Raw genomic sequence first — 21,792 nt, 5'->3', positions numbered from 1 at the left:
ATGGCGTCAAGCGGTCGTGACGCGGTGGAGCTCGATGTGGTCCTTCCGGGCGACGACCAGCCAGTTTTCGGAGACGTCGGCGAGCATTACGCCTTGCAGATTCGGCGAGCACGGTGCGCCGGTGCGGTCCACCGCGACCGTTCCGGCGAGGTAGTCGTTGTCTTCACTTTCCTGCGTGGTGCCGTAGTCGCCCCAGATATACGGCCCGACGCCGTAGGCCGCGGTGAACTCCAGGCCCTTGGGCCGGTGCTTTCCCTTTGTCGGCGAGCCTTTGGGCAAGGTCTGGGTGACGAAGCCGTTCGGGCCCTTGGCCCACCACGCGACCCCGCTGTCCCACACGAGCAACGGTGGATCGCTCGCCACCACATTCGGCGTGGCATCGGTGCCGTAATCGAGTGGCTTGCCATCGGACAACCGGATCAGGTCGAGATCCTTGCGGTCCGCGTGCTTCAGCACGGTGTGGTCCGCGGCCGTTCCCCTGTGTTCGTACGGTCCACGCGACTGATGCGTACCGGTCCAGCGAGCCTTTCCGGTCCGCGCATCCCGGACCTCCATGTGCCAGGACGCCGCCGTCCGCTTCACGACGACGACCGAGTTCCCGTCACCTGAGACTCCGATGGCGTCTGCGTCACGCCACAGCTCGTCGCCGGTCTTGGCGTCGAGCGCGATCGTGGTCGGCGGCCGGGTCTTGTCCGGCCAGCCCGGGCCGAACGGCGCGCTGACGGTCGCGAGTACGACGGACTCGGCCACTGCTGTGACCATCGTGCGATCGGTCGACGGCGTCGCCCCGGCCCGAAAACCCCAGACCGGATTGCCGGTCCGGACGTCGATGCCGACGACCCCACTCGCCGCGGCGCCCTTCGGTGCAGACGCAACGGGAACCGGCAGGATGTCACCGGCGGCCCGGACCGTCGGGCCCTGGATCAGCGTGGACGAATACCCCAGAAACCCTGGCCCGACAACAGAAACCCAGACGTCCCCCAGCTCAGGGGCCGATACCGGCTTCGTGCCGTCCATCACCCATTTCTTCGCGCCGTCGGCCGCATTGAAGCAGGCGACGCGAGCGTTCGCCGTACCGGTCCCGTCAGCGACGACGACTGCATCGCCCACCAGTCGTACCCGCCCTGGCACAGCCACCCACGGCGTCACCACCGGCTCCTGCCAAACCTTCTCGAGCTTCAACTTCGGCGCGGCCTTGTCCGCGGTCTTCGAACACGCCACCAGCAACGGCGCAGAGGCAACAGCAAGAAGAACAGTCCGACGACGTACGGTCACCGCCCGACCGTAACGCCCTCCGGGGTCCAGCAGGCACGGCCAGGTGGCCCACGGAAAGTGCCTCCGAATGGCCTGGCGGGCGCGGGCCATGGCTGTCTACCGTCGAAGAGAACCATCCCAACGACCACTGGAAGGATCGTCATGCGTGCCATCATTGTCCAGGCCCGCGACGCCGACGACTACGGGCTGTCCTTGACCAAGCTGCCCGACCCCCGCGCCGCCGAGAACGACGTCATCGTCGAGGTCCATGCCGCCGGCTTCCTCCGAGGCGAGCCGGAATGGCCCAGCACCTGGACCGACCGCGCCGATCGCGACCGCACACCGAGCGTCCTCGGCCACGAACTGTCCGGCGTAGTCGTCGAGCTCGGCTACGGCAGCACTGGGCTCACGATCGGCCAGCGGGTCTTCGGCCTGACCGACTGGGCCCGCAACGGCTCACTCGCCGAGTACGCCGCCGTCGAAGCCCGCAACCTGGCTCCGCTCCCCGCCGACGTCGACCACGTCACTGCGGCCGCTGTGGTGATGCCCGGACTGACAGCCTGGCAAGCCCTGTTCGACCACGCTCACCTGCAAGCAGGCCAAAGCATCCTCATCGACGGCGCGGGCGGCTCCGTCGGATCGGTCGCCGTACAGCTCGCCCGCGAGACCGGAGCCCACATCATCGCCACCGGCCGCGCTGCCGACCGAGACCTGGCCAACTCCCATGGCGCCAACGAGTTCCTCGACCTGGACAGCGACCGCGTCGAGGACGCCGGTGAGGTCGACGCAGTCTTCGACGTCATCGGCGGCGAAATCCGCGACCGCTCCACCGCCCTACTCCGACCCGGCGGCACCCTCGTCACGGTCGCCGACCCACCAACCGTCCACCCAGACAACGGCCGCTCAATCTTCTTCGTCGTCGAGCCCAACCGCGACCAGTTGACCCAGCTGGCCACCCGCCTCCGCGACGGCAGACTCACCCCGCTCGTCACGGCCGTCCGCGACCTGGACGCCGTACCGGCCGACTTCGCAGAACACACCCGCGGCAGGACCATCATCAAGCTGAAATGACTGGGGTTGTCGAATTCTGGGTGGTGGGTTCGTGGAGAGGGCAACCGGACCTAACAAGGTCCCAGGCTCAAGGAGAACCGCGATGAACGACCAGGCCAGGCGAGCCACCAGACCATTCCGATTCGGGGTCGTTGCGCCGATCGGTGCTGACCTGCCGGCGTGGCGGGACCGCGTGCGCCGCATCGCCGACAGCGGCTACTCAACGTTGCTGATGCCCGACGTTCCTACGTGGCAACCAGCGATCGGCCCCACGCTGGCAACCGCGGCGGCGCTCGCTGACCTGCGGGTCGGCTCCTGGGTCTACGCCGCGGCTCTCCGCGAACCCTGGAGTACAGCTTGGGAGGCCCACTCGCTCTCGGTGCTCACGGAAGGCCGGTTCGAAATGGGCATCGGCGCCGGCCGGCCCGGGATCGAAGTCGAACTGGGTCTACCTGTCGTCTCCCCGGCTGCGCGTCGCGCCAGGATGCGCGACACCGTGGCCGCCCTGCGTTCGTTCGACGGTCCCGATCTGCACACTCCGGTCGTCATGGCGGTGAGCGGACCGAAGTCGCAAGCGCTGGCGTTCGAAGTCGCTGACGCCGTCACGTTCGTACTCTCGACGGAAGACGATCGAGCCGAAACCACGAACCGGGTACGCGACTTTCCTGCCGGACGCGACATCGAACTCGGCCAGCACATCGCCGCGGTCGGTGACGGCGTCGCTCGGTTCATGGCGGCGCCCAACCTCGACACCGCGGCGCTTCGCGCGGCCGACTCGCTCGTCATCCTTCCGAGTGACCCCGCGGCAGCCGCCGAAGAAATCCAACGCCGTCGCGAGGAGATCGGCTTCTCCTACTTCGTCATCGGCGCCGACTTCGCCGACACGCTCGCCCCCGTCGTGGCCGAGCTGGCCGGACACTAAGCGCCGTACTCGCTTGAAAGCGGTGTTCGCCCTGGTCCCAGCCGTCTTCAACGGCCTCAACCACACATCCGAAATCGGCTTCCAGTTCCTCCTCCTGGGCGAATAGCAACCCCACTGCTTCGGTAGCTGCTCAGAGTCCGAGGCGGGTCTACGCCCAGGCGGGATCACGGCCGGTCAAGCCGAGGATGCGGTCCAACGTGGGCGCGCCGGCCGGCACCGCGATCTGCGGTCCGTACATGCCCATCTCCCGCCCCTGCTCCACGCCGGCGAACATCGTGTCGTGCAGGTGCGCCAGCAGGTCAGCGGGCAGTTCCAGCCGCTGCCCGGTCGCGACCGCCAGGTCCCAGCCATGCACGGCCAGCTCGCCGACGATCATGTCGCCCATGACAGACGCGGGCAGCAGCTGCGGCGTGCCCATGCTCGTCTCGCCGTCCCAAGCGCTCGGCGGCGCCCACGACGACGAGATGTCGTCCAGCAGAGTGAGCAGGCGGCCGCGCCAGTCGCCGGCTGCCAGATCCACCTCGGCCTCGGCGGTCGCCGGCTGCGGAACGGACTCCTTGCGGCCGGCGCCGGCGAGCGACGGGCCCCAGAACAACAGGTGGTTGACCAGGCTCCGCACGTCATAGTCCGTGCATGGAGTCTTGTTGGCGAGCTGGTCGTCGGTGATGGTACGGGCGACTGCGACCATGGCTTCGGCCGCGTTGGAAAGGTGTGACATGGCGGCGATGCTAGGCGGCGCCGGCCCGAGGGGTATTGAACAAAGACGACATACACTCTGCCGGGTGGGACGCGACATTCGTGAGCAGGCGAGTGCGTGGAGCAGGTATCAGCGCCACACGTTCCACCGCCCGTCGCCGGCGCTCGTGCCATGGGTGGAGCGTTACTGGGAGGCTCGTTGGGACTACGCCGAGCCCTACCGGCAGAAGATCGTGCCGTACCCGAACGTGCACCTGTCGTTCGGCGCCGGCCGCGCGGACGTCAACGGCGTATGCAGCCGCTACCAGATCAAGGTCCTCGAGGGCCGCGACCACGTCTTCGGCGTCGCGTTCCGGCCTGGCGCCTTCCGCTCGTTCCTCGGCGCCTCCGTCTCGACGATCACCAACCGCGTCGTACCAGCGACCGAGGTGTTCGGCCCGGACCTGCCCACCGCGCTCGACGTACCGTCTATCGATGCGTTCCTGCTGAAACACCTGCCGGACGACGACACCCGGGTGCGCCAGGCGATAGCCGCGGTCGAGCTGATCGCCAAGGACAAGGCCGTGACCAGGGTCGAACGCCTCGCCGGTGGCCTGGGGCTGAGCATGCGGGGGCTGCAACGGCTGTTCGCGGAGTACGTCGGCATCGGCCCGAAGTGGGTGATCCGCCGCTACCGCCTGCACGAGGTAACCACACGGATGGCCGACGGCGGCGCGATCGACTGGGCCGCGCTGGCGGCGGACCTCGGCTACGCCGACCAAGGCCACTTCATCCGCGACTTCAAAACCATCTTCGGCGAACCACCAACCTGGTACGCGCAACGCTATTAAATCCGGCCCCGGTGCGGGCTTTGGAGTCTCTACTCAAGCCGGCCCCCGTCACGAGGTCCACACCGGCGTAAACGAACACCTGACGCGAGTTGCCCCAACGGCGAACGTGCCCAAGTTGGCCCTGCTTCGGAGGCATCCGAGACGTCTATCCACTGACAGACACGTCGAGCGAGTGCGCCCACTTCGGCAAAACCCCAGGTCAGAAGTAGTAGGCCCCGTGGTGTTGTGGCTCAACACATCCCGGACGGGTGTCTCACGACATACCGGACTGATGTCTCAGGACATGGGAGACAGCGGTGTTGATGTTCGGGCATGTCGAAGGCTCGGTTGGTGATCACCGCGATCACGGTGGAGAAGCGGTCCGTTGCCGAGGTGGTCGCCGAGTACGGCGTGGCGCGGTCGTGGCTGTACGAGCTGCTGGCGCGGTGGCGGGCCGAGGGTGAGGCGGCGTTCGAACCGCGGTCACGGCGGCCAAAGACCTCACCGCGAGCCACACCGGCGGCGACGGTCGAGTTGGTGCTGGCGTTGCGCAAACAGCTGACCGAGCAGGGCCTGGACGCTGGCGCGGACACGATCGGCTGGCACCTACTGCACCACCACGACACCGTGTTGTCGCGTGCCACGATCCACCGGATCCTGACCCGGCACGCCGCCGTCGTTCCCGACCCCGGGAAGCGGCCCAGATCGTCGTACCTACGGTTCGCCGCCGAGCAACCCAACGAGTGCTGGCAGTCCGACTTCACCCACTACCGCCTCGCCGCCCCAAGCGGCCGGCCCGGCGCGGATGTGGAAATCATCAGCTGGCTGGACGACCACTCCCGCTACGCCCTCCATGTCACCGCCCACCCGCGGATCACCGGCACGATCGTGACCAGCAGCTTCCGTGAAACCGTTGCACTACAGGGGATCCCGGCCTCCACACTCACCGACAACGGCATGGTCTACACCACTCGGTTCTCCGGCGGCAAGGGTGGCCGCAACGGCCTCGAGACCGAACTGCGGCGCCTGAACATCACCCAGAAGAACTCCCGCCCCAACCACCCGACGACCTGCGGGAAGGTCGAGAGGTTCCAGCAGACACCCAAGAAATCGCTCCGCGCCCAACCCGTCCAACCCGCCACGATCACCGAACTCCAGGCCCTGCTCGACGCCTTCGTCGACGAATACAACCACCGCCGACCGCACCGGTCCCTGCCACACCGAGCCACCCCGGCCACCGCCTACACCGCCCGGCCGAAAGCCACCCCGGGCACCGACCGGACCGGCGAGGTCCACCACCGCGTCCGCACCGACCGCGTCGACGACACCGGCGTCGTCACCCTGCGCGTCAACGGCCGGCTCCATCACATCGGCATCGGGCGAACCCACGCCCGAACCCACGTCCTCCTGCCCATCCAAGACCTGCACATCCGCGTCGTCGACGCCGCCACCGGCAAACTCCTCCGCGACCTGATCCTCGACCCCACCAAGGACTACCAACCCACCGGCAAACCACCCGGCCCCGTCCCCAAAAGAAACAGGTGAACCCACGAAACGTGGGTTCACCTGTCCGGGATGTCCTGAGACATCACAATAGTAGGCCCCGTGGGACTCGAACCCACAACCCGCGGACTCTGACAAAAATACACTCATCGTTTGTCATCAATTGCCAAGCTTACCCGTGACCTGCGGATTCACAGCGCCAGACTTCTCATCGGTGATGGTGCTCAACCAACGCCTTCCGTTGATTTTGCCGACTAACGACGGACAGCTCAAGGCTGTCAGGACCCATCAGTTGTCTGCGAACAATGTCGTCGCTCACTCGCGAAACACTACCCGCGAGCCAACGACTGGGGCGCGCTGCCGACTCAGCTGATCCGACGCCGGGCGTCATGTCACCTCCACAGCGTGCTGACACCCGGCATCCCTCATGCACACCCAGTGACTCGGTACAGCACTTGTAGCGGCCATGCTGAGCGACGGTTCAACTACCTGCCTGGTCGTCGACGACTCTGATCTATCGGAGCGGGGCGGATAATCTCGGCTGAGCGTAGTGAATACGGGCCTAAGGTCAGCTGCCGGCCGGTGCTCGCCGAGGTTCCCGAGGGACCGATCCGCCTGCGATCGGATGCAAGTCGCGGCATCGCAGATAGAGTCAGGAGTCCTCGGATTGGTTAGGAGCTCGGGTGCCACGAAGAGCGGTGCGAACGATCGAAGAGATCCAATCACATCTGGAGCACGGCTCAGCAGGATCAACGCGCATTGTCGCCTATCAGGGCCTGCTCCGTCGCCTGAACGCCGCCGTCATAGAGGACCTGGCTGAATCCGGGCTCGATCGGGAGTCACTGCGAACGGACCACCGTCCGTGGCCACCGGGCAGCTTCGTATCGAACGCCGGCTTTTCCGACGTTGTACTCCTCAACGACGACGGGGCGCCGCTTCTGCTAGCAGAGATTAGTCCATTGCTTAGTTCGCCGGCCAAGAACATCAGGAATCGTCTAAACGAGGCTGTCGCCAGCGCAACGAGTATTCGGTGGTCGTTCGACGGTCCCGAGCGGGCTCCGTTCAAGCCCTGTGTGGCGCTGCTCTTCATCATGGATGGAACGACCATCGAAGCGCGTTCGAAACCGGACTCCTACGCGTACTTCTCCGCTCGGGCTCGCGCAGTCGCCTTGGAGCTGGCGAGATCCACCTTCTCGAGGCTCGCGGCTGATGGGTTGGTCGACGCCATCTGTTTCCTGCTTGCCGATCGGGAGCGGATGGAGATCACCGAGCCATACGAAGAGTTCTCGTTCGAGCAGTTCGTCGGCAGCATCGAGGATGCCCTAGGGCTGGCGCAAGATCGACGTGCCGATCCGCAATTCGGTGCGTACGGGCTTGGGCGGGCGTTTGCGCTGGGAGACGTGGAAGGAGTGGTCTCTGGTTTGACCTCGACTCCTTCTGGGTTGTCGGCCGTCGAAGGCGCGGTTATTCGCGAACGTCGAAGTGTCGTCGCGCGGCTGCAGGCGCTGGCTTTGGCGGATGACGTGAATGAAACCGCCATGCATAAGGCGATCGGGAAACGATACTGGCTCTTTGGCGGTCAGTATGTCGGAGTAGCTGACCGGCGGTCGTTGATGCCCCTCGACCAGTACGACATACCGCTGCTGTGTGCAGATGGCAGCCTTGAGGTCATTGAGCTGAAGGGTCCGGAGGTCGACATCGTTCGTCGCCACCGCAACCATCTGATCGTGACCGACGAGGTCCATGAGGCGGTCAGCCAATGCCTGAACTACCTACGGTCTCTAGATGAGGTGGGCCCCGCGTTGGCGCTGCAGTACAAATCTGAGCTGGGAATCGACTTCGATCTGCGCAGGGCCAAGGGGACGGTCGTTGTGGGCCACCCGGACCGGGTCTCGAAATCGGGCGCGTCGAAGGTACAGGTCGAGCAGACGATTCGCTCCTACAACGCGCACCTCAGCCGGTTGCAGGTGCTCACTTATGCGGATCTACTCGACAGCGCCGAACGTACGCTGCGATTCGCCTCTGAATAGGGACACGCACTGCCAGTCGCATTCAATCGTTCGACGCCGCCACTCTGACCCGCCTGACGTCGCGAGGGCGACTAGATGTCAGTGGGGGGTCGCTTCCGCACCTTTGGGAAGAGGTCGTTTGGGCCGCGATAACGCAACTGGATACCAGAGTTGCCTCCCGACCGTTGCGCACGCAGGATGCCTTGGCGCCCCGGGTTGAGGCGGATGGATGCCTCTCCGAGCAAGTCAAAGCCCGTCGACCAGATCTGAATTCCTGGTCCACCGTCAGTCACACGCAGCCATGTCCCCAGGTCGGGCGCTGCGTCATACCAGATGACCTCGTCCACATCCTCGGTGCTGCGGATCCACTGACGCGCCCGTTGCGTCCGAGCGCGGTATGCGAACTCCACCCAGGCTGACCGCGATTCGGGTGTGGGCCAGTCCTGGCTCAACGCCAGTTTTGGATCGAGATCGTTGATCCACTGGCGCATTTCAGTTGCGGAGTCGAATGTCGCACCGGTGCTGGCGACTGCAGAGATGGCCGCGAGTCGGTGGTCGAAGCCAGAGCGGATCAGAATCGAGGCTGACCGGTTGAAGGTTCCTGTCTCGATGGCGGTTACGGCCGTACCTTGCAATGTCTCGGCGCGTGGGTTGCCCTGGGCGGCCTCGAAGACCCTGGCCGCCTCCATCCCCCAGACCAGACGGTAGATTACATCGGATTCGATGAACTGCGCGATGGCGACCCTGTCGCCGGAAAGGTCGCCGAGGGCTTGGCCCCGGACCCAATGCATGAGCACGTCCCGCCAATCCGCAACTGCCATCTCGGGAGCGAAGGCTTCGACCGCGAACACCGTCTCGGCAATCTCCACGAGTCGGCGAGCGGCCGCCTCGTAGTCTGCAGCGAGGATGTCAGCCTCCGCCCCGATGGCCAGGGAAATAACGCGTCCAGACACTTGCGAGAGTTCGTCCCCAGCGTCTGCTCCGAGCCCAGCCAAGTACCAACCGCGGCGTTGCGACGGCGTGGAGGTCTGCCACAGGTGCCTGGTCCGGCTGTCGACTACTGCACGCACCGCCGCCGCACTCACGTCTTCGAGGCGGCGAAGTTGACGGTCCCAGAGTGACCCGAGAAGCGCATCCGCGACGAGTTGCGTCGCGAAGTCAGGATCGGCATCCTGGCCACCGTCTCCGACGATGCTCAGGATGCCGACATCGAGTAGCGCGAGGTTCGATTTCCACGTCGCGGTAGCGGCAGCGCGGAGGTCGTCCGCCTCTTGGGGCAGAACTGGCAGGCTCCAGTCGGGGGCGCCCGTCAGGTACTCGATCAGGCGCTCAACAGACCCGAGCCCGACCGATGCGAACATCCTCCGCAGCAACGCGACGCCGACCTCGATCAGTCCCGATTGCAGGGACTTGCCGGCGTCGCCTTGAGCCAGTTCGAGCCACTCCCTCCGACGCCTCTCGGTTGGCTGGAAAAGCGGGTACAAAACAAGGCCTTCGGTGTCGACGAACGCGCGCCCAGCGCGGCCGATGACGTTCGCGAACTCGGAGCCGTTCAGAGGCTCCCTGCCTCGTCGAAGGCCATGGAAGAGCACCGCCGAGGCAGACAAGTTCAGCCCCTGCGCGAGGGTCGGTGAGGCAATGGTGACCTTCACACTGCCAAGCTGCAACAGACGCTCAATCTCCCGACGGAAGGGACCAGGTAGCGCTCCATGGTGAATGGCTACGCCGAGCTTCAGACATCTCAAAATGGGATGATCGACCCCAAACCACTCGGCCCCGACGGTTAGCGCATCGCCCAGGTCGACGTCAGGCGGCAGCACAGATGAAACAAGACCCTGCTCGTGGAGCTTGATAATCGCGCGGGCGTACGGCTCGACGGAGTTCCGTTGGGGGCAGAAGACGAGGACGGTCTGGCCCTCCTCGACCAGGCGCCATCCGGTAGCGATTACGAGTTCGCGCTGATCCGCAGGGAACGCTCGTCTCCGTCGGCCAGTCGGCTGCTTGACCTCGAGGTAGCGCGGAATGAACGGCTGGTCGGCCCCAAGAGTGATGGTCAATCGTGCATGATCGTTGCGCCACTCAACAAGGCCAAAGCGTTGCTGCGTCGGACGCCAGGCCTCGCGGTGCAGTCCGTCCGGCTCATCGTCGGTGATCCATGCGACGAAGTCGTCGAGCTCAGTCCCGGAAGGGAAAACTGCCGAGAGACAGAGGATGCGGCGCGTCGAGGCGTCTCGCCGGCGTAGCAGCCGCTGAATCTGCGCTTCGTAGCGCACCTCGCGCTCAGACGCTCCGATCATGTGCCCCTCATCTAGAACGATAAGGCCGACGTCGTCAAGCACAGTCGGGTCCGAGCGAATCGCGAAGTCAAGCTTCTCCGGGGTGGCTACAACAATCTCCCCCGAGCGCAGTGTGGCCTCGTCAACGTTGCTGACTCCCATGCTGCCGTAGAGAGCGGACACGCGGATACCAAGCGGCGAGAATGTTCGGGCAAGGACACGCTCGGTCTGGGCAGAGAGGGCTCGGAGCGGCGTGATGTAGACCGCACGGCTCCGTTGTGCGAGACACGCCAGAATTGACAACTCTGCGATGCGTGTCTTCCCAGCGCTGGTCGGCAGCGCGACGACGAGATCCCGTGCATCGTGGAAGATCCTGTCGACGATGTGGAGCTGTGAGGGCCACAGATCGATCTCGGAGCGCCCTCGTGCTAGGAGCGACTCTACGAATGTGCGTCGGAGATACCGCCACCGTTCGAGGCGATAGCCCGCAGTTGGCGGCAGTTCGCCTGGGATGTTGGTCTCGATGCTGGTTTCGAACAGATCCCCCAGCAGACGCCGGGTGAGCCGGTACACCCACCACGGTCCGGGTGCGCTCACGTCTAACGAGGCCCGCTCGCCGAGTTCGAGATCCTCGAGTGCACCTGATAGAAGCTCCCGGCTTCCGACCTCGATCGCGAACAGGGCCGCCGAAACCCCCGCGAGATAGTTCTCGCTGAGGAGGAGCACAACGGGGCCAACCTGGTCCGCGGTTGCCGGTTGATCACCGTTGCCATCTTCAGCGGTCAGAGCCCTTAGCAGGACCTCGTCGGAAAGCTGGGGCGAAGAGCGCAGGGTTCGGGTTCGTTGCTCGATGGAGTTCAGATCGCGCATTGCAAGATCGGCCAGCGTCTGTTCCATCGGAGTCAAGCGCCCCGACCCCTGGCTCGCCTGCATGAGTGAAAACGCCCGAGCAGCGTAGCCGCCGAGGTGGCTCGCTGCGCCTGCGATGAGTCGGTGAAAAGCCAGGTCTTCTGCGGGCGCAGCGTTTCGGGTGGCCGCCTCCAGGGCATATGAGCCTTGGATGAACCCCTCCCGAGCCAACGTGAGCTGTGTGGGCTCGTCGCTTTCGCCGTTCGCGACCTCTAACAGATCCAGGCTGTTGGACAGCATCGCGTAGCTGTAGTTCAGCAGGTCGGCGTCCAAGAAGGGACTGAACTGGGGCGCATCACCAGGCAGGACCCCAGCGCGTCGAATCATCGACTGCGCCTGGCCACGGGCCAGCAAACGCCCGCGGAAGCCTACGTCCGTCGCCGCCGACAGACTTTCGACGAGGTCGCCCGCCTCACGCGCCAACGGTGGTCACCTCCTCGTAGGCCTCCTTGATGAACTTTTGGTGGCCAGCCACTCGAAGGGTGATTGTCAACTGCGGCACTGATCCCGTGTACGCCTCAAGGTCTGCTGCCACGTGCGGGCGCGGGTCGCTTCCCGTGAATAGAAACATAAGATGATTGACGTCGTCGGGACGGATGCCCTCCGACAGTTGCATGGCGATCACGGCTTCGCCGATCTGGCTATCTGACGTAGGCAGGAGCCGCTCAGCGAACTGGGTCAGCGAGTGCGGAGATGGCAGTCCATCGTTCCGCGCTAAACCTTCACGCGCTTCCTCGACCGTGCTCACTCCAAGGCTTGCGCGACTCTTCGCCTCGGCCTTGGTGATGTGCAATCTCGCGCGCTCGTCAAGCCAGGCGCCTAGGACATCATCGCCTCTCATCGCCCACTCCTGATGGTCGCGCTGGATGAGTCGGCTCGGACCAACTACACACCCGAACTCTTCGTGAAGGTATGCCGTCGCAAGGATCTCACCCATGTCCCCAGAGCGCGCGCTTGCCTTAGTGGGGAGCTTATTGCGAAGGAACTTCGCCACCCCCTGCTTTCCGAATCGCTCCGCGACCATTGCCAGCGAACTTGTCTCCGCATAAGCATTCGGAAGACTTGCAGCCAGTTTGGCTACACCGTAACCGTCGTCGTACGACTCGATGACGCCGGCCCGATGGGCACCGATAGGTACAAGCGGACTGAGTGTGCACCAGCCGTTGAAGTCAGTCATATCCACCCTGCGATCCGCACTTCCACCCTGGCCGGGTGTTTCAAAGCTGAAGTTTAACGGGACCATCTCCGCTGTGTCTTCTGGTGGCGCGCGTTTGACAGAATGAAAGAACTACTCGCGCCTGAAGGTGACGATGAACCAACTGCACTTCTCGCTGACCCCAGGGGATACATGACTAAGGAGTCTCGTCGCCGGCCCGTTGCTCCGAACCCGATGCGGCAGAGCGGGCTGCCGTGTACGCCTCTCGAAGGCGTGGCGTGGCTACAGCAGGGTGCAGCTGACGGTTGGCGGGAATGTCACTGCCGAGCCGGGGACACCAGCCACTTGGCCGTGCACCTTCGGGGTGTGCCGTTCGATGCTGACGCGCGGGCGAGTACCGTCCGTCAATGAGCCAGCTTGACGTACGTTTGAGCGCCATCACAGCGGCACGCTGAGACATCGACCAGCGCAACGCGAATCGATGTGTAGTGGGGCACCCGCGCAAGAACACGCCGCACCGGGCGGGCAGACGACCCGGCGGATACGTTATGGGTGCCGTACAACGAGGGATGCACCGGTCTAGGGGAGGCAGTGTGCAGCAGGACATGATTCAGGGCAAGGCGGTGACGATCCAGGAAGTCTTCACTGCGCGCCAGTACCGCCTGGACAGCTACCAGCGTGATTACACGTGGGGTCGCGAAGACATTCGCCGGCTGATCGATGATCTACGCACGAAGTTCATGACGAACTGGAGCCTGGAGCATGATCGCGAGGACGTTGCCCGCTACAGTCCGTACTTCCTCGGGCCGTATGTCTATCACGACGACGCTCATATCACCTTCCTCGTAGATGGGCAGCAGCGGATCACGACGCTCCATCTGATGCTCATCTACCTGCGCGAGCTCCTCCTTGCACAAGATCTCGAAGGCGAGGCAGCCCATCTCAGCAGCCTGATCCAGTCACGCAAGTTCGGAAAGCCCGTATACACGCTCGATATCCCGGACCGCGGGCCGTTTCTCGAGCAAGTGTTCAGCGCGCAAGATTACGCCCTGCCCGACAACGCGCCCGGTGACCTTCGTCGCCTTTGGGAAGGGGCACGGGTACTTCAGGAAGAGTTTCCGGACGAGCTTCGCGGCGATGCGCTGCCGTACTTTGTTGATTGGCTGCTAGACGGCGTCTGCATGGTGGGCATCCGAGCGGCGACGTCCGAGCAGGGGTGGGAGATCTACGAGTCGATGAACGACCGCGGCGTACGCCTCGGGCCGATTGATCTGCTCAAGAGTTTCTTGCTATCGAAGATCGGCGGCGAGAAAGGTGGTATTGACAAGCTGTGGCGGCAGATGGTCTCTGATCTGGCAGGGATCGATGTGAACGCGCCGGCTGAGTTCATCAAGACCTTCCTCATCAGCCGCTACGCCGACGTGAGCATGGAGCCAGGCGACAAGCCGACCGACGTCGAGCGCATCAATGGCCCATTCCACGCCTGGGTAAAGGACAATGTGGAACGTCTCGACCTGCAGAGGGCATCGGATTTCCGTGGCCTGGTCGAGGATCTGGCCAAGTACTCCGAGCGCTTCCGCACGCTTGCAGCAGCGACCAAGGCCTATGACCGCGAGCTCCAAAGCGTCTTCTTCAACGCATACAACGGCATCAAGTCCCAGGCGGCGCCTATCTTGGCTGCCGTCGAGCCGAAGGACGACTCCGCAAGCTTCAAGACGAAGGCACAGCTGATCGCCGACTACCTCGACCTCTTGTTCGCCCGTCGAGTCGTCAACGATCTGCCCTCGTCAGGGCTCGACAGCTACGCCGCGCGCCTGGTCGAGAGGGTGCGTGGCGGCGTCAGTACGGACAAACTACGCACAATCCTCGCCGACGAAGTCTCCGCACTCGACTACGACTTCAAGAACATGAAGGCGTACGGCCTCCGCTCGAACAACAGCAGTCAGGTGCGCTACCTCTTGGCACGCCTCACCGGGTTCGTCCAGACCGGCTGTGGCCAGAGTGATGACATGGCCGCCTACCTCGACACCAGCCGCCCTTTCGAGATCGAGCACATCTGGGCGAATCACTTCGAGCGCTACCAACCGGAGACGAATACGCGCGCCATGTTCGACGCGTACCGGAACCGCCTCGGCGCTCTGCTGCTCTTGCGAAAGTCGGATAACGCAAGCTACCAAGATCTCCCCTACGAGAGGAAGGTCGAGTACTACCAGCGCCAGAACCAGCTAGCCGGCTCGCTGCATACTGCCCACCGCGATCGGAACCCAACCTTCAACAAGTTCGCCAGGCAGTACAAGCTCGACAGACTGCTCCGCGCCTTTGCGAAGTTCGACAAGAAGGCGATCGACGATCGTCAGGCCCTTTACCAACGGCTGTGCGAGCTCATCTGGAACCCGGCGGTGTTTGGTACCGCACCGGTGTCCGCCACTCGACGAACAGATCCGTCGCGCACACGGACCCGGGCACGTTACGACGTGAGCGTCGCTGACCTTATCGACAAGGGTCTCCTGCTTGTCAATGCTGAGCTGATCGGCCAACGCCGCGGCGAACGCTTCCAGGCTCGGGTCCTCGTCGACGGCCAGATTCAGGTGGCATCCGGCGAGACCTTCCGATCCCTATCCGGAGCGGGCGAGTTTGTCCTGCAGACCAAGGCGTGCCCAGGATGGAATTTCTGGCAGACACAGGTCGATGGTCGTCTGGTGCGCCTGATCGACATCCGCCGCGAAGCCTTGGAGAAGGGTCTTGTCTGACGCCGTCTGGCCGGCGTGTATCCCCGCCGCTTGTAACAGAGCTGATTCTAAGCTCGATAAGTACGTGCACAGAGGCACGTGGTGTACCCGTGATCCAGCGTCGCTATCAGTGCGACAAAGGAGATGATTCGCGATGACCGCGGCGGATTCGCTGGGCCGGTGGGTGACAACTTGATGGCGCTCAGGGGGTCGTGATGCGCGATGATGCAGCTGTGACACACAGTTGCCGCGACTGTACGCCGTCCTCTCGGTCGGCGCACGAGGCGTCGCGCTGGGCGCCACCGCAATATGCCGTCGACCGGGTCTTTTAAGGAGTCTTGTGAGCACTCTGGGTAGCTTCATCTGGTCGATAGCCGACCAGCTTCGGGGACCCTACCGCCCCAACCAGTACGGCAACGTGATTCTCCCGCTTACGATCCTGCGTCGCCTCGACTGCATTCTAGAGCCTGACCTGGAAACAGTGCGTGAACTGGCTGCAATGTACGCTAGCCCCGGCCGGAGGAAGCTCGAAGTCAACAAGGCCACCGGGCGGCCGTTCTACAACACCTCGAACTACTCGTTCGCCAACCTTCTGGAAGATGCCGACGGGCTGGCGGACAACCTCGCCGACTACATCGACCAGTGGTCTCCCGACGTCGACGTGTTCGAATACTTCGACTTCAAGAAGGAGATCCTCGCTCTTCAAAAGGCGGGGCTTCTGCGCCAGGTCATCACATCCTTCAAGGCCGTTGACTTGCACCCGGACGTCGTTTCCAACGCCGACATGGGCGATGCGTTTGAATACATCATCCGCAAGTTCAACGAGGCCGCGAACGAGACCTCCGGTGACCATTACACCCCGCGAGACGCGATCCGACTGCTGGTCGACCTGCTCTTCGCCGAGAAGGACGCCGACCTGACAGAGGCTGGTATCGTCCGCACGTTATACGACCCCACCGCAGGCACCGGCGGCATGCTCGCTTTGGCCGAGGAGCACCTGCTCGCGCAAAACCCGGACGCGAAGCTGAGTCTGTACGGTCAGGAGTACAACCCACAATCGTACGCGATCTGCAAGTCCGACCTACTGGCCAAAGGCCACGACGCGTCCAACATCGCGTTCGGCAACACGCTCACGGACGACGCGTTCAAAGGCCGCCAGTTCGACTTCTGCATGTCCAACCCGCCGTACGGCGTTGACTGGAAGCAGTATGGCAAGGCGATCACCGAGGAGAGAGCGTCTGCGGGCCCCTACGGCCGGTTCGCCCCCGGCCTCCCGTCGACCTCCGATGGACAGATGCTCTTCCTGCTCCACCTTGTTCACAAGATGCGCGAGCCGGAGGACGGCGGTGGTCGGGTCGGCATCGTGATGAATGGCTCGCCACTCTTCAACGGTGCCGCCGAGTCCGGACCGTCAAACATCCGCAAGTACCTGCTGGAGGAGGACCTGGTTGAGGCGATCGTCGCCCTGCCGACCAACATGTTCTTCAATACAGGCATCGCCACCTACATCTGGATCCTGGACAACATCAAGCACCCCGACCGCCAGGGACTCGTCCAGCTCATTGACGGCACCTCGTTCTGGACCAAGATGCGCAAGAACCTCGGCGCCAAGAACCGAGAGCTCAGTGAGGAGGACCGCGACAATGTCGTCCGGCTGTATGCCGATTTCACCGACGCGGATCCGGACTATTCTAAGGTGCTGCGCAACGACGAGTTCGGGTACTGGACCATCGTCGTCGAGCGCCCACTCCACGATGAGACCGGCAAGCCGGTAGTCGACCGAAAAGGCAAGCCCAAGGCGGATCCGAAGAAGCGCGACGCTGAGAACGTCCCGTTCACCTACGGCGGTTCATCCGCCGGCACCGCAGGCAAGATCGATGTCATCCAGGCATACTTCGACACTGAGGTGAAGCCGCACGTCCCCGACGCATGGATCGACTGGGCCAAGGTCAAGACCGGCTACGAGATCCCCTTTACCCGCCACTTCTACAAGTACCTTCCACCTCGCCCTCTAGCCGAGATCGACGCTGATCTGGAGAAACAGGTCGCCAAGATCCTCGATCTACTGCGAGAGGTGGAGCAGTGACGGGACCGCTCTGGGGCACCTTGCCGGACAAGTGGCGGGTCGGCCAGATCAAGACGGCTGCGACTGTCACGCTCGGCAAGATGCTGCAGAGTAAGGACTCCGGCAGTGACGTGTGCGCCCCGTACATGCGCGCTGCGAACGTGCAGCCCGACGGCGTCCTTGCCCTCGACGACGTGAGCGAGATGTGGTTCAGTGAGGCCGAGTTGGAGCAACTGAGCATCCGGGCAGGCGACGTTGTCGTCGTCGAGGGTGGTCAGGGCGGGTTCGGCCGTGCCGCGTATGTCGACGAGGACCTCCCGGGCTGGGGCTTCCAGAACTCGATCAACCGGCTTCGACCGATTGATGACTTCGATGGCCGGTTCATTGCGTTCTATCTGATCGCGCTGCGCGCTAGCGGCTTCATCCGCGCCTACTCCAACGTTGTCTCAATGCCGCACCTCACCGCGGAGAAGCTCGCGAGGATTCCGATGCCGCTGCCGCCGCTGGACGAGCAGCGCGCCATCGCCGACTACCTCGACCGCGAGACCGCTCGCATCGATGCGCTCGTGGAGGAGCAGCAGCGCCTGCTCGAGATCCTTCGTGAGCGTCGCCGGGCGACGATTGAGGAGGGAGTGTCGATCGTCGCTACCAGCGGGGCACGGCTGAAGCACATCATTCGATCCGTTCGGCAGGGGTGGAGCCCGCAGTGCTACGCGTGGCCAGCCGACGGAGTCGAGACATGGGCCGTTCTCAAGGCCGGAGCCGCAAACGGCGGTCGTTTTCGCCCGATGGAGAACAAGGAGCTGCCGGAGGACGAGATCCCGCGCCCGGACATCGTCGTAACTCGAGGTGACCTCATCGTGTCGCGCGCCAACACCCGTGAACTCGTCGGCAGCGCCGCAGTGGTTGAAAACGACCTGCCGCGGCTTATGCTCTGCGACAAGCTGTACGCGTTCTCGCTCGATGAGAGCCAAGCCGATTCGCGGTTCGTAGCAGCAGTGCTCGGAAGCCGCAGGTGGCGTGACCTTATCGAGTTGGAGGCGACTGGCGCGAGCCACTCGATGCTCAACATCAGCCAGTCCGACATCGTGAACCTTCCGATGCCGCTGCCCCCCGTGGACGATCAGCGCCGCATCCTCGCGCACATGGATCGTGAGACCGCCAGGATCGATCAGCTGGTCGCCGAGACCGAGCGCTTCGTCGAACTCGCCCGACAGCGGCGGGCAGCGTTGATTACGGCGGCGGTGACTGGGCAGGTCGACGTACGGGAGATGGTGTGATGGCCGATCACAATGAGATCGTCTTCGAATCCGAGATTTGCGCGTACCTGGAGTCCCACGGGTGGGTGTACTCGACAGACGATCTCGGATACGACCAAGCGCGTGCGCTGTTCCCCGAGGATCTATTCACCTGGTTGAAGGAGACACAGCAGGCGGCGTACGAGAAGGCGTTGAGGGCAGCGGGGTCCGAGGCGAAGTTCCTTGACGTTCTGACGACGGCGCTCGACAAGCCGCTGGAGCATGGTGGCGGGACACTGAACATCGTCCGGAACGGAGTGCAGTACATCGGGGGTGGTCGGCTGAAGATGGCGCAGTTTCGGCCCGCGACCAGTCTGAATGCGACCACCAACGAACAGTATGCGGCGATGCGGGTGCGGGTGATGCGGCAGGTGCGCTTCTCCACCGCCGACCAGCGAAGCATCGACCTGGTCTTCTTCGTCAACGGGCTCCCGGTCGCGACCGTGGAGTTGAAGACGGACTTCACCCAGTCGCTGGACGAGGCGATCAACCAGTACCGCAAGGATCGCAACCCGTTGACCAACGGGCGGCCGGAGCCGTTGTTGTCGTTTGGGCATCGGGCGCTGGTGCACTTCGCGGTCTCCAACGATCTGGCCGCGATGACAACCCGGCTCGAGGGCGAGAAGACACACTTTCTGCCGTTCAACGTCGGCCATGAGCATGGCGCGGGCAATCCACCGGGCGAGGGCGGGTGGTCGGCCACGGCGTACCTGTGGGAGCGGGTCTGGGAGAAGCACGCCTGGCTGAACATCATCGGCCGGCTGATGATCGTGGAGTCCAAGGAGGAGTGGGACGTCACCACGGGCACTTCGGTCCGGCGTACCAGCATGCTCTTCCCTCGCTTCCACCAGTGGGAGGCAGTGACGAACATCGTCGCCGCGGTGACCAAGGAAGGCGTGGGGCAGCGCTACCTGATCGAGCACTCTGCAGGGTCGGGTAAGACCAACACCATCGCCTGGACCGCTCACCGCCTGGCGCGACTGCATGTGAACGACGAGAAGGTGTTCGACTCCGTAATCGTGGTCGTCGACCGCACTGTCCTTGACGGGCAGCTCCAGGACGCGATCCGGCAGATCGACGGCTCGGGGAAGATCGTGGCCACGATCAGCCCGGAAGACGTCCGCAAGGCGGGGGCTAAGTCGAAATCCGGGCTGCTGGCGACCGCGTTGAAGAACGGAGAGCTGATCATCGCGGTGACGGTGCAGACTTTCCCGTTCGCCCTCGACGAGATCCGTGCCGACTCGTCCTTGAAGGGACGCCGGTTCGCGGTGATCGCTGACGAGGCGCACTCCTCGCAGTCCGGCCAGATCTCGTCCAAGCTCAAGGCTGTGCTGACCGCGGAGGAGGTCAAGGAGATCGAGGAGAGCGGCTCCGTCGACGTAGAGGCGATCCTGGCATCGGAGATGACCGAGCGGGCCGAGTCGGAGAACATCTCCTACTTCGCGTTCACGGCAACGCCGAAGAACAAGACGCTGGAACTGTTCGGTCGCAAGGGTCCTGGCGGGAAGCCGGTCGAGTTTCACCTCTACTCGATGCGGCAGGCGATCGAGGAGGGCTACATCCTCGACGTGCTCAAGGGCTACCAGTCCTACGACACCGCGCTGAAGATCGCCGGCAATGCCGAGAGTGGCGACGGGGGCGAGGTGGAGGAGGCCGCCGCTCGCAAGGGACTAATGCGGTGGGTGAAGCTGCACCCAACCAACATCAGCCAGAAGGTGCAGATCATCGTCGAGCACTTCCACGCCAACGTCGCCCACCTGCTCGAGGGCAAAGCAAAGGCGATGGTCGTGACTGACTCACGCAAGGCCGCGGTGAAGTACAAGAAGGCGATCGACGCCTACATCGCCAAGCGGGCCGGCGAGGACGCCTCGTACAACTACCGCACCCTGGTCGCCTTCTCCGCATCGGTGACGATGGCCGAAGGCGAGGAGTGGGTCTCAGACTGGGGGCCTCGGCCGGGCGAGGACGACGAGTTCACGGAGGCCAACCTGAACCCTGGCGCCGGCTCGGACCTTGCCGCCGCCTTCAAGGGCACGACCTACAAGATCATGCTGGTCGCAAACAAGTTCCAGACAGGTTTTGATCAGCCGCTGCTCTCGGCGATGTACGTCGACAAAAAGCTCTCCGGCGTCACCGCCGTGCAGACGCTGTCCCGGCTCAACCGAACTCACCGCACTGCGGGCGGAGAGCAGAAACGCAAGACTTTTGTGATCGACTTCGTGAACAAGCCCGAGGACATCCGGGATGCGTTCGAGCCCTACTTCACCAACGCTACCCTGGAGACCGAGACCGACCCGTACGTCGTCATCCACCTCGCCACTAAGCTCGCCCAGGCGGGAATCTACACGCAAGAGCAAGTGCGTGAGGTCGCCGAACTGTGGGTCACGCGGAAGGGTAACAACGCGCTCTCGGCTGCGATCAGCCCGGCCAAGAACGACTTCGCCCGCCGATACGCGGCTGCGATCGAGGCTGATGACAAGGTCACCCTGAACACCCTCGATCTATTCCGCAAGGACGTCTCTACCTACGTCCGGCTCTACGACTTCATGAGCCAAATCGTCGACTACGGCGACCCATACATGGAGATGCTGTCCATCTTCCTGCGGCTCCTCGAGAAGGTCATCGCAGACTCGTCCTGGACCGCCGAGGTCGACCTCTCTGACGTGGTCCTGGTCGGGGTCAAGCATAGTAAGGGAATCGCGGTCAACATCTCGCTGACCGGAGACGGCGAACTCAAGGGCATCAGCGGCGCGGGCACGGGGGCCCGGAAGGAGCCCAAGTACGTGGCACTCCAGGTCGTCATCGACAAGATGAACGACCTCTTCGGTGCGGAATCCTTTGCCGAGTCTCAGATTCGCGAGTTCGTGCAAGGGCTGGTACAGCGGTTGCTCGCCTACCCCGACCTGGTGAACCAGACCAAGGTGAACTCGAAGAAGCAGTTCATGGAGTCGCAAGACTTCCAGGCAGCGGTCACCGAGGCGGTTGTCGACAACCAGGAAGCTCACAACACCATGGCCGACTACTTCTTCAGCGACGGACCTGGCATCAACGCCGTCGTCGTCGCGCTCGCGGACGCCTTCTACGAGGCCGCGATCGATCAGCAGACGGAAACATGA

General features: G+C 63.8%; 13 protein-coding genes. 9 read left to right on the top strand and 4 right to left on the bottom strand.

Annotated features, from left to right (window positions below):
• Positions 1-6: 6 nt before the first annotated feature.
• Complete coding sequence (locus tag OHA18_RS18800; RefSeq protein WP_329005421.1) at positions 7-1,275, bottom strand: outer membrane protein assembly factor BamB family protein; 1,269 nt, start codon at positions 1,273-1,275, stop codon at positions 7-9.
• A gap of 141 nt (positions 1,276-1,416) precedes the next feature.
• On the opposite strand from OHA18_RS18800, the gene OHA18_RS18795 reads away from it, so the two are divergent.
• Positions 1,417-2,325, top strand: coding sequence for an NADP-dependent oxidoreductase (locus OHA18_RS18795; protein ID WP_329005420.1), 909 nt, complete (start codon positions 1,417-1,419; stop codon positions 2,323-2,325).
• A gap of 82 nt (positions 2,326-2,407) precedes the next feature.
• The gene (locus OHA18_RS18790; RefSeq protein WP_329005419.1) at positions 2,408-3,226 is read left to right on the top strand and encodes an LLM class flavin-dependent oxidoreductase; all 819 of its coding nucleotides are present in this window, start codon (positions 2,408-2,410) and stop codon (positions 3,224-3,226) included.
• A 148-nt stretch (positions 3,227-3,374) separates the two neighbouring features.
• Here the strand turns inward: OHA18_RS18790 and OHA18_RS18785 are convergent, their stop codons facing one another.
• Complete coding sequence (locus OHA18_RS18785) at positions 3,375-3,944, bottom strand: TIGR03086 family metal-binding protein (protein WP_329005418.1); 570 nt, start codon at positions 3,942-3,944, stop codon at positions 3,375-3,377.
• A gap of 64 nt (positions 3,945-4,008) precedes the next feature.
• Between OHA18_RS18785 and OHA18_RS18780 the strand changes: the two genes are divergently transcribed.
• The 3 genes from OHA18_RS18780 (at position 4,009) to OHA18_RS18770 (ending at position 8,264) form a co-directional block, all read left to right on the top strand.
• Positions 4,009-4,752, top strand: coding sequence for a helix-turn-helix domain-containing protein (locus OHA18_RS18780; RefSeq protein ID WP_329005417.1), 744 nt, complete (start codon positions 4,009-4,011; stop codon positions 4,750-4,752).
• 312 nt (positions 4,753-5,064) lie between these two features.
• A complete protein-coding gene (locus OHA18_RS18775; protein ID WP_329005416.1) occupies positions 5,065-6,276 on the top strand; it encodes an IS481 family transposase in 1,212 nt (403 codons plus the stop codon).
• Positions 6,277-6,932: 656 nt separating this feature from the next.
• Positions 6,933-8,264: a Shedu anti-phage system protein SduA domain-containing protein gene (locus OHA18_RS18770; RefSeq protein WP_329005415.1), complete on the top strand. Its 1,332-nt coding sequence runs from the start codon at positions 6,933-6,935 to the stop codon at positions 8,262-8,264.
• Positions 8,265-8,335: 71 nt separating this feature from the next.
• Here the strand turns inward: OHA18_RS18770 and OHA18_RS18765 are convergent, their stop codons facing one another.
• Both OHA18_RS18765 and OHA18_RS18760 read right to left on the bottom strand, forming a co-directional pair.
• Positions 8,336-11,851: a DEAD/DEAH box helicase gene (locus OHA18_RS18765; RefSeq protein WP_329005414.1), complete on the bottom strand. Its 3,516-nt coding sequence runs from the start codon at positions 11,849-11,851 to the stop codon at positions 8,336-8,338.
• A complete protein-coding gene (locus tag OHA18_RS18760) occupies positions 11,841-12,605 on the bottom strand; it encodes a DUF1837 domain-containing protein (RefSeq protein WP_329005413.1) in 765 nt (254 codons plus the stop codon). Before OHA18_RS18760 ends, OHA18_RS18765 begins: the two co-directional genes overlap by 11 nt.
• A gap of 572 nt (positions 12,606-13,177) precedes the next feature.
• Between OHA18_RS18760 and OHA18_RS18755 the strand changes: the two genes are divergently transcribed.
• From OHA18_RS18755 to OHA18_RS18740, 4 genes are all read left to right on the top strand, one after another.
• Positions 13,178-15,334 (top strand): GmrSD restriction endonuclease domain-containing protein, encoded by a 2,157-nt coding sequence (locus OHA18_RS18755; protein WP_329005412.1) that lies wholly within the window; start codon positions 13,178-13,180, stop codon positions 15,332-15,334.
• Between the two features lie 319 nt (positions 15,335-15,653).
• Entirely contained in the window at positions 15,654-17,399 is a 1,746-nt protein-coding gene (locus tag OHA18_RS18750; protein WP_329005411.1) for a type I restriction-modification system subunit M, read from the top strand.
• Positions 17,396-18,658, top strand: a complete 1,263-nt coding sequence (locus OHA18_RS18745; RefSeq protein WP_329005410.1) for a restriction endonuclease subunit S — start codon at positions 17,396-17,398, stop codon at positions 18,656-18,658. The genes OHA18_RS18750 and OHA18_RS18745 overlap by 4 nt, the downstream gene beginning before the upstream one ends.
• Positions 18,658-21,792 (top strand): type I restriction endonuclease subunit R, encoded by a 3,135-nt coding sequence (locus tag OHA18_RS18740; RefSeq protein WP_329005409.1) that lies wholly within the window; start codon positions 18,658-18,660, stop codon positions 21,790-21,792. The genes OHA18_RS18745 and OHA18_RS18740 overlap by 1 nt, the downstream gene beginning before the upstream one ends.

It is taken from the genome of Kribbella sp. NBC_00709, from assembly GCF_036226565.1.
In the GTDB taxonomy this organism is placed as follows: Bacteria; Actinomycetota; Actinomycetes; order Propionibacteriales; family Kribbellaceae; genus Kribbella.
The sequence above is the reverse complement of the archived record's forward strand: the minus strand, read 5'-3'. Positions and strand labels throughout refer to the sequence as shown.

Coding starts and splice junctions, on each gene's coding strand:
- OHA18_RS18775 (WP_329005416.1), top strand. CDS start 5,065: ATGTCGAAGGCTCGGTTGGTGATCACCGCGATCACGGTGGAGAAGCGG.
- OHA18_RS18760 (WP_329005413.1), bottom strand. CDS start 12,605: ATGACTGACTTCAACGGCTGGTGCACACTCAGTCCGCTTGTACCTATC.
- OHA18_RS18785 (WP_329005418.1), bottom strand. CDS start 3,944: ATGTCACACCTTTCCAACGCGGCCGAAGCCATGGTCGCAGTCGCCCGT.
- OHA18_RS18795 (WP_329005420.1), top strand. CDS start 1,417: ATGCGTGCCATCATTGTCCAGGCCCGCGACGCCGACGACTACGGGCTG.
- OHA18_RS18740 (WP_329005409.1), top strand. CDS start 18,658: ATGGCCGATCACAATGAGATCGTCTTCGAATCCGAGATTTGCGCGTAC.
- OHA18_RS18790 (WP_329005419.1), top strand. CDS start 2,408: ATGAACGACCAGGCCAGGCGAGCCACCAGACCATTCCGATTCGGGGTC.